The sequence below is a fragment of the Microbacterium esteraromaticum genome, from assembly GCF_016907315.1.
Taxonomy (GTDB): Bacteria; Actinomycetota; Actinomycetes; order Actinomycetales; family Microbacteriaceae; genus Microbacterium; species Microbacterium esteraromaticum.
Genome location: NZ_JAFBBS010000001.1, coordinates 2,824,343 through 2,840,150 on the forward strand (window position 1 = coordinate 2,824,343; position 15,808 = coordinate 2,840,150).

General features: G+C 69.5%; 8 protein-coding genes and 1 tRNA gene. 7 read left to right on the plus strand and 2 right to left on the minus strand.

Translation table 11 applies throughout. The features are described from left to right. The first annotated feature begins 2 nt into the window (after positions 1–2). The gene (locus JOE67_RS13470) at positions 3–3,443 is read left to right on the plus strand and encodes an ATP-dependent helicase (protein ID WP_204976041.1); all 3,441 of its coding nucleotides are present in this window, start codon (positions 3–5) and stop codon (positions 3,441–3,443) included. Here the strand turns inward: JOE67_RS13470 and JOE67_RS13475 are convergent. Then, positions 3,389–4,819: a phosphotransferase gene (locus JOE67_RS13475; protein WP_204976042.1), complete on the minus strand. Its 1,431-nt coding sequence runs from the start codon at positions 4,817–4,819 to the stop codon at positions 3,389–3,391. The genes JOE67_RS13470 and JOE67_RS13475 overlap by 55 nt on opposite strands. 103 nt (positions 4,820–4,922) lie before the next feature. On the opposite strand from JOE67_RS13475, the gene nudC reads away from it, so the two are divergent. Both nudC and JOE67_RS13485 read left to right on the plus strand, forming a co-directional pair. Then, positions 4,923–5,816, plus strand: a complete 894-nt coding sequence (gene nudC, locus JOE67_RS13480) for an NAD(+) diphosphatase (protein WP_204976043.1) — start codon at positions 4,923–4,925, stop codon at positions 5,814–5,816. After that, positions 5,813–7,537, plus strand: a complete 1,725-nt coding sequence (locus JOE67_RS13485; protein ID WP_204976044.1) for a UvrD-helicase domain-containing protein — start codon at positions 5,813–5,815, stop codon at positions 7,535–7,537. Before nudC ends, JOE67_RS13485 begins: the two co-directional genes overlap by 4 nt. Before the next feature lie 810 nt (positions 7,538–8,347). On the opposite strand, the gene JOE67_RS13490 is transcribed toward JOE67_RS13485, so the two are convergent. Next, complete coding sequence (locus JOE67_RS13490) at positions 8,348–9,730, minus strand: zinc-dependent metalloprotease (RefSeq protein WP_204976045.1); 1,383 nt, start codon at positions 9,728–9,730, stop codon at positions 8,348–8,350. Between the two features lie 119 nt (positions 9,731–9,849). Between JOE67_RS13490 and JOE67_RS13495 the strand changes: the two genes are divergently transcribed. The 4 genes from JOE67_RS13495 (at position 9,850) to JOE67_RS13510 (ending at position 15,793) form a co-directional block, all read left to right on the plus strand. Beyond that, positions 9,850–10,941 carry a YlbL family protein gene (locus tag JOE67_RS13495; protein WP_338041614.1) on the plus strand — a complete coding sequence of 364 codons (1,092 nt, stop codon included), beginning with the start codon at positions 9,850–9,852 and terminating at the stop codon, positions 10,939–10,941. Between the two features lie 81 nt (positions 10,942–11,022). Further along, a complete protein-coding gene (locus JOE67_RS13500; RefSeq protein WP_204976046.1) occupies positions 11,023–13,938 on the plus strand; it encodes a UPF0182 family protein in 2,916 nt (971 codons plus the stop codon). A 92-nt stretch (positions 13,939–14,030) separates the two neighbouring features. Continuing rightward, positions 14,031–14,104 (plus strand) — tRNA-Met (locus tag JOE67_RS13505). Positions 14,105–14,299: 195 nt separating this feature from the next. Then, complete coding sequence (locus tag JOE67_RS13510; protein WP_204976047.1) at positions 14,300–15,793, plus strand: amino acid permease; 1,494 nt, start codon at positions 14,300–14,302, stop codon at positions 15,791–15,793. The last annotated feature ends 15 nt before the right edge of the window (positions 15,794–15,808 follow it).

Sequence of the window (15,808 nt, forward strand, 5' to 3'; positions counted from 1 at the left end):
CGATGACGACCACGGAGACGATCTCGGCCGAGACCATCGCACTCGCACTCGGTCTGCCCGTACCCACCGAGGCTCAGCAACGGGTCATCCAGGCGCCCCCGGCCCCGGCGCTCGTCGTCGCAGGTGCCGGCAGCGGCAAGACCGAGACGATGTCGGGGCGCGTGGTGTGGCTCGTCGCCAACGGTCATGTGCGCCCTGACGAGGTGCTCGGCCTCACCTTCACCCGGAAGGCCGCCGGCGAACTCGCAGAGCGCATCGGCATGCGCCTCGAGATGATCGACCACTTCGCGCGGCGCGGGCTGCTGCCGCACCTCACCGAGATCGTCGCCGATGGCGCCCTGCGGCGCATCCACGACGCCGTCGCGGGCGCGCCTCGCGAGGCCGTCCGCGTTCAGGTGCTCGACGAGCTCGCCGAGCGCTTCATGACGGGGTGGGACCCACGTACGCCGCGCTCGGCCGAAGACCTGCTGGTCCGGCCGAAGGTCTCGACGTACAACGCGTTCGCCGACAGCATCGTGCGTGAGCACGCGGCACGCATCGGGCGCGATCCGGAGGCGGCGATGCTGAGCCAGTCGGCGTCGTGGCTGATCGCGCGTGCCGTCGTGCTGCGCGCCGACATCCCCGACCTCGAAGAGATCGATCGCTCTCTGGGCGGCGTCATCGACGCCGTGCAGAAGCTCGCCGCCGAAGTGCTCGATCATCGAGTCGATATCTCCGCCGTCGAGCGCCTCGCCGCCGAGCAGGCAGCGGCCTTCGAGCCATACCGAACCAATCGCGACGTCGACACGGCGGCCGTCAACCTGCGCAGCATCCCGGTGCTGACGAGGCTCGTTCGCGACTACATGGCCGAGAAAGAGCGCCGTGGCGTGCTCGACTTCGCCGACCAGGTGGGTGGGGCGTTCGACATCGTCGAGAGCGCCCCCGATGTGCGGGCGGACCTGCGCGAGCAGCACCGGATCGTGCTTCTCGACGAGTATCAGGACACCTCGGTGATCCAGACCCGCTTCCTCGCGGCGCTGTTCCGCGACAGCGCCGTCATGGCCGTCGGCGACCCCCATCAGTCGATCTACGGCTGGCGCGGCGCGAGCGCCGACAACCTGTATGCCTTCAGCCGCGCGTTCGCGCATGACCAGCAGGCGACCACCTACAGCCTGATGACGAGCTGGCGCAACGACAACCGCATCCTCGATGTCGCCAACCGCGTCCTCGAGCCGCTCAAGAGGCCGGGGCTCGACGTGCCGGCTCTCGAACCGAGGCCAGGTGCGGGGCAGGGACGAGTCGAGATCCGCTTTCCGCACACCGTCGACGACGAAGCGGATCAGGTCGCCGAATGGTTCGCCGCACGGCGCCGGGAGCACGACGAGTCCCACCCCGATCGTGCGCATACCGGCGCGATCCTGTTCCGGTCGAAGCGGCACATGCAGACCTTCGCCGCCGCGCTGGCACGACAGGGCATCCCGCATCGCATCCTGGGCCTCGGCGGGCTCCTCTCCACACCCGAGGTGGTGGACGTCATCTCGATGCTGCGAGTCATCCATGACCCGACCGCGGGGTCGGCGCTCATCCGCGTGCTCGTCGGCCCCCGGTTCGCGATCGGGGTCGCCGACATGGCCGCCCTCTACGACCTCGCCACCGCGCTCGCCGGTCGCGATGCCGATCTCGCACCGCTGGCCGATGACGTGCAGCAGCGGGTGCGCTCGTCACGAGGAGCGGATGAGGCCGTGTCGATCGTCGACGCGGTCGACTTCCTGCGCGCGGCCCCTGATGACTACCGGCTGATCTCCGCGATCAGTCCGGAGGGACGCAGGCGCCTTCGGGCCGCGGGGGAGATCCTCGAGCGGCTGCGGCGCTCGGCGGGTCTGCCGATCCCCGAGCTGATCCGCCTCATCGAGATCGAGCTGCGTCTCGACATCGAGCTCGCTGCGAACGAATCCCGCGGACCCGCCCGTGTCGCGGCGACGCAGCTGCGGGCGTTCGCCGATGAGGTGCGGGCCTTCCTCAGCGCCGACGACCGCGGCACGATCGGCAGTCTGCTTGCCTGGCTCGACAAGGCTGAGAGCACAGATGAGCTGATGCCGCGCCCGGAGCCGCCCGAGCCGGGTGTGGTGCAGCTGCTCACCATCCACGGGTCCAAGGGCCTCGAGTGGGATGCCGTCGCGGTGGTGCGGCTCGTCGACGGCGAGCTGCCAGGTCGACCGCAGGACACCTCCGGGTGGTTCGGCTTCGGCGTCGTGCCCTTCGCCCTGCGAGGCGACCGCGACGCGCTGCCGGTGTTCCGCTGGGATCCGCAGGCCGAGATGGACGCTGCCGGCGACGAGCCGGCGAAGCGGCACAAGGCTGCGCTGGATGCGCTCGCTGCGAACGTGACGAAGGCCTTTCCACACGGCGGGGCACTGCGGAGATTCAAGAACGAGTACCGCGACTATCAGCAGCAGGAGGAACGTCGCCTCGCCTATGTCGCCTTCACGCGGGCGCGCAACGACCTCCTGCTCTCGGGCGCGCACTGGGCCGGACAGGTCAAGCCGCGCCAGGCGAGTCCGTACCTGCTCGACGCGATCGACGTGCTGGGCCTCGACCCGATCGCCGGGGTCGACCCCGATGACAACCCGTACGACGGCCCTGGCATGACCCGCTCATGGCCGATGGATCCGCTGGGCGACCGACGTGCCCGTGTCACCGCTGCCGCGGACGACGTCAGGGACGCCCTCGCGTCGGCAGAACGCCCAGAGCCCACCGCTCAGCTGCAGAGGCTGCTGGCGGAGCGCGCGGAGCGGCAGGCGGGGATCGTCGGCGAGGCGCCGACGCGCGTTCCCGCCTCCCGCTTCAAGGACTGGGTCACCGACTACCGGGGCACGCTTCGCGATCTCGGCCGGCCGATGCCCGAGAGACCTTTCACACAGACGAGGATCGGCACTCTCTTCCACGCCTGGGTCGAGCATCGCTCCGGCCTCGTGGGTGCCGGCTCAACGGTCGAGAGCGCGCTATGGGAGGTCGACGACGACGGGCATGACACGGCGCAGTCGGCCGAGACCGGCAGCGACGACGAACGCGCACTCGCCGAGCTGCGCGCGGTGTTCGAACGCAGCGAGTGGGCGCAGCTGCAGCCCATCGCTGTGGAGATCGAGATCGACTTCGCCTTCACCGGCGGGCATATCGTCATCTGCAAGCTCGACGCCGTGTACCGCCGTGATGACCGGGGCGGGCGAATCGAGATCGTCGACTGGAAGACCGGCCGGGCGCCCCGCACGGCCGCCGAGCGCGAGGAGCGGATGCTGCAGCTCGCCCTCTATCGGCTCGCCTACCACCGTCGGTTCGGCGTTCCGCTGGAGGACATCGACGTGGCGCTGTTCTACGTCGCCGACGATCTCATCATCCGGGGCGACCGGGTCTACTCGGAGTCCGACCTGGTCCAGCGCTGGAGCGCCGCTCGAGCAGCGCGCTGAGCCTCGTCGGCCGAGTCCATGTCGCTCGGCGCCGTGTCGCCGGCGGGGCGGGTCTTCGCCGACGCATCGGACTGATGCGACGATCCGCGCACGCCGCTGACATCGGTGAGGTCCTGCGTCGCCTCGTCCCACGACGCGGTCCCCGATCCGGTCACGGGGCCGGCGCGCCTGTCGCCCTGCTGATCGGCGGAGACGTCGATCGAGCCGGTCTCGTCGTCGTCGGCGAGACCGGTGTGCGACGCGTCGCCCGCTCGCTCAGAGGCGCCTTCGCCGGACGACGCGTCGTCCGCGACGTTCGCGGTCTCGTCGGGCTCGTCCTGCCAGAGGTCTTCCGGCCGGTACGCATCGGTCTGCATCGAGGTGTCGATGTCGGTCGCCCGCGTATCGGGCACACGGTCGAGCACGTCGAGCGCCGAATCCACTCCACCGGTGTACGACGCGACCACGCGCAGGTCGTCGCTGCGCAGCCCGGCGCTGAGCGACTCGAGCAGGCCGGCCGCGTCATCGACGATGTCGGGTCGGCGCAGTTCGTCGCCGTGCACCAGCCACCGGGCGAACTCGAGCTCGGCGTGCAGGCGGGCGCGCACCTGCAGCGCGTCGTCGGCCGCGCGCTGCGAGGCGGCGGCGTATGCGGAGAGAACGTCGGATGCCGCCTCGGGGGCACCCGAGAGCCAGCCGAGATCCTCGGCGGGGTCGCCCACCGAGAGACCGCGCCAGCCGAGCACGGCGACGACCTGCGGGCCGTCCTGCGGGTCGTCCTCGAACAGGAACGACAGCGCCTGGATGCCGCCCAGTGTCACGGCGCTCTCGAAGCGCCAGAGATCGTCTGCCGCCACAGCGTCCCGCCAGCGAGCACTCAGACGGGCAGGGACGCGGCCGGTCGCCGATGCGCGGTCGACGAGCTGGTCGGTCTCGGTGCGAACGGCCGCGGCGTCGCGCACGCCGAGGCCTGCCGAGCGCACGACCGACGGCGGAAGCGCATGCACAGCCGCGATGGCCTCTCCGATCGAGTGCGCGGCTCCGCGCCCGGCCGGGATGTCGGACGCCTCGATCTGGAACCCGGGCATGAGGTCGGTCACCAGTGCGCGGGCTTCGCCCACCCGGGTCTCGCCCATGGCGATCGGCACGCGGAAGCTCAGCATCTCTCTGGCACCTGCGGTCAGCGCCCTCAGAGCGAGCGCCTCCTCGGCAAGTTCGATCGCCGCGGCGTCGTCGGCGGCGACGCGGATCACGAGCTCGCTGCCGTCGGCGAGCGTCGCGACGGCCGAGTCGAACCTCCCGTCTCCGTCCGCGGTCAGAGCGCGAGCGCCCGTGACCTCCGCCCCGGGCACAGCGGCCGTGACCGCCGCCACTAGAGTGAAAGGAGAGCGTGCCATGCTCCCCAGCGTAGGTCTGCCCCCGCGCAGTTGGCGTCCACGCCACGCCCGTGCCGCGGCATACGTCACGCTCAGGAAGCCGAGCACGAGAGCAGGAGGACGCATGAGCCCCGGGTCCGACATCCTCGACAGGGCAGCCGAGCTGCGTACCGAGCCGGGCGTCATCGATCGGCTGCGCGCCGCCGCTGACACCCGCGTCGTCGTCGTTCGTGATCGTCGGCTGCGTGTCGCCGGGCGCTCGGTCGTGCGGGTCGGTGCCGCCGAAGTCGGTGAAGCCGAATGGGCGCTTCTGGGCCGGGATGCCGACGGTGCGGCCCTGCTGCTGGCATCTGTCGCGCCTGAGAGCGGAAGCATCGACGCGGCGCCCGAGGAGAGGTGGCTGGGGCTGCGCGAGGTCGGGGGTCTGCTCGACCCGCATGAGGGGGAGATCTTCGTGACCGCGGTCGCGGTCGCCGCCTGGCTGGCCGATGTGCGGCATTGCGGCCGCTGTGGCAGCCGCCTCGAGCTGCGCAGCGCGGGGTGGTCGCGGCACTGCGCCACCTGCGACACCGAGCACTTCCCGCGCACCGACCCGGCGGTGATCGTCGCGGTCGAGAGCCCCGACGGCGAGCGGCTGCTGCTGGGGGCGAACGCGGCGTGGCGGGGCACCATGTACTCCTGCTTCGCCGGTTTCGTCGAGGCGGGGGAATCGATGGAGGCGACGGTGCATCGTGAGCTCGCCGAAGAGGCCGGCGTGCGCGTGCGCGATCTGCACTATGTCTCGTCGCAGCCGTGGCCCTATCCCCGTTCGCTCATGGTCGGGTTCCGCGCCGTCGCCGCCGACGAGGACGTCCTCGCCGACGGCGAGGAGATCATCGATGTGCGATGGCTGACCCGCGACGAGATCGGGCAGGCGCTCGCCGGCACCGGTCCGGTCGGGCTGCCCAGCCGGTCGTCGATCGCCCGCCGCCTCATCGAGGACTGGTACAGGGATGCGCAGGGGAGCGCTGCGAAGTGAGTGCCCTCGACACGCTCGACGAGCGCCAGCGCGAGGCGGCGTCCGTGCTGCGCGGCCCCGTGGTCGTGCTGGCGGGTGCCGGCACGGGGAAGACGCGCGTCATCACCCACCGCATCGCTCACGGGGTCGACACCGGTGCGTACTCGCCGCAGCGCGTGATGGCCGTGACGTTCACCGCGAAGGCTGCGGGCGAGCTGCGCGGACGGCTCCGCGCCCTCGGTGTCGGCGGCGTCGCGGCCCGAACCTTCCACGCGGCGGCTCTCAAGCAGCTGAACTTCTTCTGGCCCACCGTCGCCGGCGACTCGGCGCCGTCGCTGATCGACAACAAGGTGCGAATGCTCGGGCAGGCGGCCGACGCGATGCGGCTGCGCCCCAGCACCGCAACGCTGCGCGACATCGCGTCGGAGATCGAGTGGCGCAAGGTCTCGATGCTCTCGATCGAGCAGTACGCCGAACTCGAGCGGCCGATCAGCGGCATCCGGCCGGATCAGCTGATCGAGCTGCAGACGGCATACGAGGCGCTGAAGGATGAGCGCCGTCAGCTGGATTTCGAGGATGTGCTGCTCGCGTGCGCCGGGATGCTCGAGGCGGAGCCGCGTGTCGCCGCAGCCGTTCACGAGCAGTACCGGCACTTCACCGTCGACGAGTTCCAGGACGTCTCTCCGCTGCAGAATCGCCTCCTCGAGCTCTGGCTCGGCGACCGGCGCGACATCTGCGTCGTCGGCGACGCGAGCCAGACTATCTACTCCTTCGCCGGCGCGCAGCAGCGCTACCTGCTCGAGTTCGAGCGCCGCTTCACCGATGCGACGGTCGTGCGGCTCGAGACCAACTACCGCTCGAAGAGCCCCATCCTCACCGCGGCCAACGCGCTGATGAAGGGGCGGCCCGGCGCGCTCGCGCTCACCCCCGCCGACGCTCCGGCCGACGCCGATGAGGCGCCGACGGTCACGGCCTATGACAGCGAGACCGACGAGGCGGCCGGCATCGCGGAGGCGATCGTGCGGCGCATCGCGGCCGGCGCCGATCCATCGGATATCGCGGTGCTCTATCGCGCGCACGCGCAGTCGGCGGTGCTGCAGCAGGCGCTCGCCGCACGCGGCATCGCGACCAGCGTGCTCGGCGGCACGCGCTTCTTCGACATGCCCGAGGTGCGTCAGGCCGTGCTCGCCCTGCGCGGGGCCGCCGTCGCACCGACGGACGCCGGGTTCCTGCCGACGGTGCGCGACGTGCTGCGCGGGCTCGGGCTCACCGACGAACCGCCGCAGGCAGGCGGAGCGCAGCGCGATGGGTGGGAGGCGCGTCGCGCCATCCTGCGCCTCGCCGAGGAGGCCCCGGCCGGTACGACCCTGCGCGTGTTCGCCGACGACCTCATGGCGCGGGCGAAGGACCAGCACGAGCCGACCCTGCAGACGGTGACGCTCTCGACGCTGCACGCGGCGAAGGGCCTGGAATGGCCGCACGTCCTGCTCGCCGGGTGGGCGGAAGGCTCCCTGCCGATCTCCTACGCCACGTCGTTCGAGAACATCGACGAGGAGCGCCGCCTCGCCTACGTCGGCATCACGCGAGCCGCGCGAACTCTTGCGGTGTCGTGGGCGCGTTCAGCGGGACGGGGGGAGCGGTCGCCGTCTCGCTTCCTGGCGGAGATCGGAACGACAGCTCGCGGCACGGGCATTCTCCGTGATGTCGCACCGACATCCAGGCGTGCCGTCCGTCAGGGCTGACCCGCACGATCAGGCCCGCCGAGGGCGTCGGCGTGCGCAGGATGCGCGCGGCGAGGGAGGCCGCCAGAGCGATGCGCGCCGACGTCACCGGCGACGCGCCGCCCACGAGCTGCGCATGCAGGCGAGGCCATGCGGGATCGCGATCGCGTTCATGCGCGTCGCGACATGACAGGCAGGGTGTGCGGCCGGGAACCACGAGCGGCCCGACGACGGCGGCATCCTTCTCGAATCCGATCGGCAGGTGGGGCAGATCGTCGCGCAGGAACGGCGCCAACTGCAGGGCGGCGGCCGCTCCGCCGACCATCACCACCGCCACCGCACCGTCGGAGCGAGGGTCGGCCTCGTCGAGACCCTCATCGACGAGCGACTGCCGCAGCCGATCCTGACCCCGGCCGTCGACCAGGTTGATCCCCTCGACCCAGAACGGCGGCGCGGGCAGGGCATCCTCGATCAGCACGGGTCGCAACGCAGCCAGCATCCGCCGCGCGTCCTGGCGCGGCGCTCCGACGCCGTGCGCGACGACGTCGAACGCGCTGAGCCGGATGCCAGCCTGCAGACGGTTGAGCAGCAGCTCGACCCACGCGCCGACGACTTCGACGCGGGCGATGCCCTCGAGTCCGAACTGCACCGTGTTCTCGTCGCGCCACAGCAGCGGATAGCGAGGATCGAGGCGGGTCAGAGTCGTCGGGCTCATCGGGCTCATGACCCGATTGTGTCCTGCGCGCTGCGGCCGGCGAGCGCAGTACGGCGATCTGTGGACGGATCGCCGATCGTCCGCTGCTGTGCAGGATGAGCCGCCGCGTCCGGCGCTCAGACCGGGCGGTCGCCCTCGGGCCGCCCCTCTCCGTCGCCGTCTGGCGCGGAGTCGTCGCCGTCGAAGCCATCGCCCTCGAGCAGGCGGGCCAGCGCCTCGTCGAACTCGTCGGCCACAGGCGTCTCGCCGCGCTGGAGAGCCTCGAGCCGAGCGATCAGGGTCGATGGGTCGTCGATGTCGGATGCGAGCGGCATGATGTCGGGGTAGTCCCACAGGGCGTCGCGGGCGGCGATGCCGACCGCATCCGTCACCGCTCGCCACATGGCCGAAGCCTCCCGGAGGCGACGGGGACGCAGCTTCAACCCGACGAGGGCGCCGAGGGCATCCTCTGCCGGACCGCCCACCGCACGGCGGCGGCGAGCCGCCTCCGCCAGGCGTGCGCCGTCGGGCAGGCGAGCAGTGGCCTCCTCGGTGACGACGTCGACCCAGCCGTCGATGGTCGCGATGAGGTTCTCAAGCCGCGCGAGGGCCTCGCGCTGCGTCTCGGTCTGCTCGGGAAGGAGTGCGCCGCCCTCGATCGCGGCGCGCAGCTCTTCGGGGTTCGACGGGTCGAGACGGGACGCGAGTCCCTCCAGTGCCTCGATGTCGACGGTCACTCCGCGGGCGAAGTCCGTGATCTGCGACAGCACGTGCAGGTGCAGCCACTTCGCATGGCGGTAGAGCCGGGCGTACGCCAGCTCGCGCACCGCGAGATACAGCGCGATCTGGTCTTCGGGGATCTCGAGTCCCTCGCCGAAGTCGGCGATGTTCTGCGGGATCACGGCTGCCGTCCCCGCGGGAAGCACGGGGATGCCGACGTCGCCACCGGAGACGACCTCGAGCGACAGGCGGCCGAGCACCTGGCCGAACTGCGCCGCGAAGAGCGAGCCGCCCAGTCCCCGCATCAGCTGACCCGCTCCCTGCACCATGCCCAGCATCTCGGGCGGCACCTGGGTCTGGAGGGCGTCGGTCAGGGCGTCCGCGATCGACGTCGAGACGGGATCAGCGATCTCCTTCCAGACCGGCAGAGTCTTCTCGACCCACTCGCCGCGCGTCATCGCCTGGGGCGGTGAGGCGAGCTCGGAGATCGTCGTCGCCTCGCCCAGCCACAGGTTGGCCAGGCCGAAGGCATCGGCCAGAGAGCTGCGGGAGCCGTCAGCGATGCCCATGCCGTCGCGGTTCGCGATGTGCAGCGCCTGCTGCCTCGCGCTCTGCCACGGGTCACCGCCGAACATGCCCTGCAGCTGCGACATGAATCCCGACATCTGCGCCGGGTCGATAGACGCGCCCCCCATGCCGGACAGCGCGTCGCGCAGCGCTTCGGGGTCGACCTGCCCGCCCGACATCATGCGCCGGAGCATCTCCTCGAAGTCGGACGGATCCCGATCGTCATCTGTCATGCGAATAGCCCTCTCAGCATGCCCGTAGCGTGTGCGCTCTACGCTAGTCACACGATCCTGTGCTCGTACCCGATGCGCGCGGATCCCTGTACGCCGCTCGCGAACGCCCCGGAGGTTCCGTGTCATCACGCCCCAGCAACGGCACGGTCACCGGCGTCGTCGCCCTCAGCGTCTCGCTGATCGCCCTCGTCGCCCTCACGTTCGTGCCGACGCCGTACGTCATCCAGCGACCTGGTCCCGTCTACGACACACTCGGCACCGCTCGCAGCGCAGACGGGGCGAAGGTGCCGCTGATCGAGGTGAACGGCGCCGAGACGTACCCCACAGCCGGAACGCTCGACCTCACCACCGTGCAGGTCGTGGGCAACCGCGAGCGCACTCCCACCTGGTTCGAGCTCGCCATGGCGTGGACGGACCCGACTCGGGCTGTCGTGCCCATCGACACCGTCTTTCCCCAGGGCGTCACCTCCGATGAGCGAGACGAGCGCAACGCGGCGCTGATGGTCGATTCGCAGCACGAGGCGACCGCAGCCGCTCTCACCGAGCTCGGCTACGACGTCGGGGCCACGGTGCGCGTCGTCGAGGCTGTCGACGACAGCCCAGCCCAGGGCCAGCTGGAGGCCGACGACCTCGTCCTGGCGATCGACGGCACCGCAGTGGATTCGGCCACTCGTCTGCGCGACGCCATCCAGAAGGCCGAGGGCGCCGAGGTCACCCTGACGATCGAGCGCGACGGTGAGGAGAAGGAGGTCGCCGTCACTCCCGAGGAGTCGACCGACGCGGCGGGCGGGGAGGTGTGGCTGATCGGCATCGTGCTGACCACCGACTACGACTTCCCCGTCGACGTGCGCCTGCAGCTCGACAACGTCGGCGGTCCGAGTGCGGGGATGATGTTCGCGCTCGGGATCATCGACACCCTCAGCCCCGGCGAGCTCAACGGAGGCGAGCAGATCGCCGGCACCGGCACCATCGACGCAGCGGGCACAGTGGGGCCGATCGGCGGCATCCGACAGAAGCTGTACGGGGCCCGCGACGCGGGAGCCACCGTGTTCCTCGCCCCGGAGGACAACTGCGACGAGGTCGTCGGGCATGTGCCGGACGGGCTCGAGGTCTTCCGCACAGGAACGCTGCAGGAGTCGCTCGACATCCTCGAGGTGGTGGCCGAGGGCGGCGACACGTCGAAGCTCCCGGTCTGCACGACGAAGCGCTGAACCGCCGGGCCGTCCGGGTCGACGTTTCCGCCCTGCGCGGATCCGGGGCCGCGTCATAGGCGGCCTGCCTAGGATGGAACGGTGACCTCGACCTCCGCGCCGCAGCCGGCCACACCCAGCACCTCACGTCGGATCCTCGCGATCTCGGTGGCGATCATCGCCGCCCTCATCGCGGCGTTCTTCGTGTTCTCCTCCCTCTACACCGAGTTTCTCTGGTTCGACCAGCTCGAATTCTCCTCGGTGCTGACGACCCAGTGGATCGCCACAGCCACGATGTTCGCCGTGGGGTTCCTCGGCATGGCGCTGCCGATCTTCCTCTGCATCCAGCTCGCGTACCGGCTGCGTCCGGTCTACGTGCGGCTGAGCTCGCAGCTCGATCGCTACCAGGAGGTCATCGAGCCCCTGCGTCGTCTGGCGATGTGGGGGATGCCGGTGTTCTTCGGCGTCTTCGCCGGCTTCGCCGCCGCCGGCAACTGGAAGACCGCCTGGCTGTGGGCGAACGGTGTCACCACCGACACGCTCGATCCGCAGTTCGGCGTCGACACCGGTTTCTATCTCTTCGCGATGCCGTTCTACTCTGCGCTGCTGGCGTTCGCCTCGGCGGTGCTGCTGCTCTGCCTCGTGATCACGGCGCTGGTCTCGTACCTGTACGGCTCGGTGCGCATCGGTCAGCGCGAGCTCCGGATCTCGAAGCCCGCCCGCATCCAGCTCGCGGTGCTGGCAGGTCTCTACCTCGCGGTGCAGGCGGTCAGCCTGTGGCTCGACCGGTACCTGACCCTCGTGCAGCCGGAGGGTCGCATCACCGGTGCGGCGTACACCGGTGCGAATGCGACCATTCCCGGTCTCGCGATCCTGTCGATCATCGCGGCCGTGGTCGCGGTGCTCTTCCTGGTGACGGCCGTCATCGGCCGCTGGCGCTTCCCGCTCGTGGCCACCGCCCTGTTCGTCGTCGCCTCGCTCGTCGTCGGCATCGGCTACCCGTGGGTGGTCACCACCTTCCAGGTGAAGCCGAACGAGAACGCCTATCAGGCAGAGTTCTACGATCGAAGCATCGAGAGCACGAAGGAGGCGTACGGGGTCGCCGACATGGAGGTCACGCCGTTCGCCGCCGCGACCGACACCGAGCCAGGCCAGCTGCGCGAGGACGCCGAGACCACGGCATCCGTCCGCATCATGGACCCCGCCATCATCAGCCCCACCGTTCGGCAGCTGCAGCAGTACCGCTCGTACTACCAGTTCGCACCCGAGCTCGATGTCGACCGCTACGAGATCGACGGCAAGTCGCAGGACACCGTCGTCTCGGTGCGAGACCTCGACATGACCAAGCTCGGTGGCGGCGACAGCTGGAACAACCGCGCCGCGGTGTACACCCACGGCTACGGTCTGGTGGCTCTGGCCGGAAACCAGCGCACCAGCGACGGCGAGCCCGTGTTCCTCGAGCAGGGCATCCCGTCGTCGGGATTCCTCACCGACAGCGAGAAGTTCCAGCCGCGCGTGTACTTCGGCGAGTCGTCGCCCGAGTACTCGATCGTCGGCGCACCGAAGGGCACTGAGCCCGTCGAGATCGACTACCCGCGCGGTCAGGACGGCGCGAGCGACACGAAGACGACCTTCGAGGGCGATGGCGGTCCGCGCATCGGCAACACCTTCGTCAAGCTGCTCTACGCGATGAAGTTCCAGTCGGAGCAGATCCTGTTCTCGAACCTGGTCAACCCCGAGTCGCAGATCCTCTACGACCGCGACCCGAAGACCCGTGTGGGCAAGGTCGCGCCGTATCTGACGCTCGACAACGACCCGTACCCGAGCGTGGTCGACGGTCGCATCGTGTGGATCGTCGACGGCTTCACCACGAGCGCGACCTACCCGTACTCGAAGACGGTGAGCCTGAAGGACGCCATCGCGGACTCCCGTACGCCGGCATCCGTCGTCTCGTTCGACAACATCAACTACATCCGCAACTCGGTGAAGGCCACGGTCGACGCCTATGACGGCTCGGTCAAGCTGTATGCGTGGGATGCCGAGGACCCGATCCTCAAGGCATGGCAGAAGGTGTACCCCTCGACCGTCGAGCCGATCAGCGAGATGTCGGGCGACCTGATGAGCCACGTCCGCTATCCGACCGACCTCTTCAAGGTGCAGCGCGACGTGCTCGGCGTCTACCACATCGACGATGCGCGCTCCTTCGCTCAGGAGGACAACCGCTGGCAGACGCCGGATGACCCGCGCGCCAAGGACCGCCTGCAGCCGCCGTACTACCTGTCGATGAAGATGCCCGGCCAGGAGGAGCCGCGCTTCTCGATGTTCTCGACCTTCATCCCGGCCTCGGCGCAGGGCGACACCCGCGAGGTGCTGATGGGATATCTCGCCGTCGATTCGGATGCCGGCAACAAGAAGGGCGTGAAGGCCGAAGGCTACGGGAAGATGCGTCTGCTCGAGATCGACACGAACACCACCGTGCCCGGCCCTGGCCAGGTGCAGAACACGTTCGACTCGGATACCGAGATCGCCAACAAGCTGAACGTCCTGACGCTCGGAAAGTCGGATGTGAAGTACGGCAACCTGCTGACGCTGCCGGTCGGTGGAGGCCTGCTGTACGTGCAGCCGATCTTCGTGCAGTCGTCCGAGGGCACCAAGCTGCCGAATCTGCGCAAGGTGCTGGTCGCGTTCGGCGACCGGGTCGCGTTCGAGGACACTCTGACCGAGGCGCTCGATGTGCTCTTCGGCGGTGACGCGGGTGCGTCCGGCGGTGACGGCGATGTCGAGCCGACCGATCCCGAGACGCCGGCCGATCCGGATGCTCCGGCCGATCCGGACGAGGGCGGCACGCCTCCGACCGGCGAGGCCGCGACCGCGCTCGAAGAGGCACGCGCCGCGCTGTCGGCCCGTGAGGCCGCGCTCAAGTCCGGAGACCTGGAGAAGTTCGCCGCAGAGGACAAGAAGCTCACCGCGGCGATCGAGAAGCTGCTCGCTCTCGAAGACGAAGCCGCGAAGGAGTAGGGGAGTGCCGGCAGGCGCGACACGCCCGTGTGCGCCTGCCGGCGGCCTCGATTCGCCCTCTGTCCGAAGCCGTGTTAGGCTTTAAGACGTGCCGCGGGGTGGAGCAGTTCGGTAGCTCGCCGGGCTCATAACCCGGAGGTCGCAGGTTCAAATCCTGTCCCCGCAACAAGAAGAAGGCCCGGTCCGAAAGGACCGGGCCTTCTGCATTTCGTGCTGCGATCGTGTCGCAGCGTGGCTGGATATCTGGGATCTCAGACAGAAAAGCCGCCGATCCGCCTGGAAGGCGATGAGTCGTGAGCTTTCATCGATGGAGCCGGTCGCCCTGCGACCGTCCGATTCCGTTCGAAGGAGAAGCGTGAGCATGACAGAGACGACCGGAGGCGGCCTCCGCCGCGGGCTCACCGCCCGGCACATCCAGTTCATGGCTCTCGGGTCCGCGATCGGCACCGGCCTCTTCTACGGTTCGTCGGCGGCCATTCAGACCGCCGGCCCCGCCGTGCTCATCGCCTACATGATCGGCGGCGCGGTGATCTTCCTGGTCATGCGCGCGCTGGGCGAGATGGCGGTGCGGCACCCGGTCGCGGGGTCCTTCGGTCAGTACGCGTCCCGCTACGTCGGACCCTTCGCCGGCTTCCTCACGGGGTGGACGTACACCTTCGAGATGTTCGTGGTGGCGCTCGCCGACGTCACGGCGTTCGGGGTGTACATGGGCTTCTGGTTCCCCGAGGTGGAGCGGTGGGTGTGGATCCTCGCCGTCGTCTTCGTGATCGCCGCGGTGAATCTCGCCAGCGTCAAGGTGTTCGGCGAGCTCGAGTTCTGGTTCGCCCTGATCAAGATCGTCGCCATCGTGGCGATGATCGCCGGAGGAATCGCGATCATCGTCTTCGGCTTCTCGAACCCGACGGGCCACGAGACGGGCGTGTCCAACCTCTTCGCCGAGGGCGGCTTCGCGCCCCACGGCCTGTGGGGTCTGCTCGCGTCGCTCACGATCGTCATGTTCGCGTTCGGGGGCACCGAGGTCATCGGCATCACCGCAGGCGAGGCGGAGAATCCGAAGAAGATCCTGCCGAGGGCGATCAACTCCGTGCCCGTGCGCATCCTGCTGTTCTACGTGCTCGCACTGGCCGTCATCATGATGATCCAGCCGTGGCACACGATCGACGGCGAGGCGAGCCCGTTCGTGTCGATCTTCAGCGGATTGGGCCTCGAAGGCGCGGCCAACGTCCTCAACCTCGTCGTGATCACCGCCGCGCTCTCGGCGATCAACGCCGACATCTTCGCCGCCGGCCGCATGCTGCACGGGCTGGCGGAGCAGGGGCAGGCCCCACGCGCCTTCGCGCGCACCACGAAGTCGGGCGTGCCCTTCCTGACGGTGCTGGCCATGGTGTGCGCACTGCTGCTCGGTGTGCTGCTGAACATCTGGTTCCACGACCAGATCTTCTTCCTCATCGCCGCGCTCGCGACCTTCGCGACCGTCGTGGTGTGGCTGATGATCCTGATCTCGCACGCGAGGATGAAGGCCGAGATCAGACGCCGGAACAGCCCGCCGTCCGAGTTTCCCGCGCCGCTGTGGCCGGTCGGCAGCTATCTCGCGATGGCCGTCATCGCCCTCGTCATCGTACTGATCGGGGTGATCCCCGACACCAGAGCCGCACTCGTGGTCGGCGCCGTGTGGATCGTCCTGCTCACCGTCGTGTACCTCGGATTCGTACGTGGTGCGGGGCGCCGTCGCATGGAGCTCGTCGACGAGACCGCCGCGATACCCGTGATCGGCGAAGCCTCCGCATCCGGAGACACGCACGCCACCGCCGACGACGGTCGAGACGGGCAGAAGCATCCGGATCGACGACGCTGACGACTGCTCGCGAAT

Coding starts and splice junctions, on each gene's coding strand:
- JOE67_RS13470 (WP_204976041.1), top strand. CDS start 3: ATGACGACCACGGAGACGATCTCGGCCGAGACCATCGCACTCGCACTC.
- JOE67_RS13475 (WP_204976042.1), bottom strand. CDS start 4,819: ATGGCACGCTCTCCTTTCACTCTAGTGGCGGCGGTCACGGCCGCTGTG.
- nudC (WP_204976043.1), top strand. CDS start 4,923: ATGAGCCCCGGGTCCGACATCCTCGACAGGGCAGCCGAGCTGCGTACC.
- JOE67_RS13490 (WP_204976045.1), bottom strand. CDS start 9,730: ATGACAGATGACGATCGGGATCCGTCCGACTTCGAGGAGATGCTCCGG.
- JOE67_RS13510 (WP_204976047.1), top strand. CDS start 14,300: ATGACAGAGACGACCGGAGGCGGCCTCCGCCGCGGGCTCACCGCCCGG.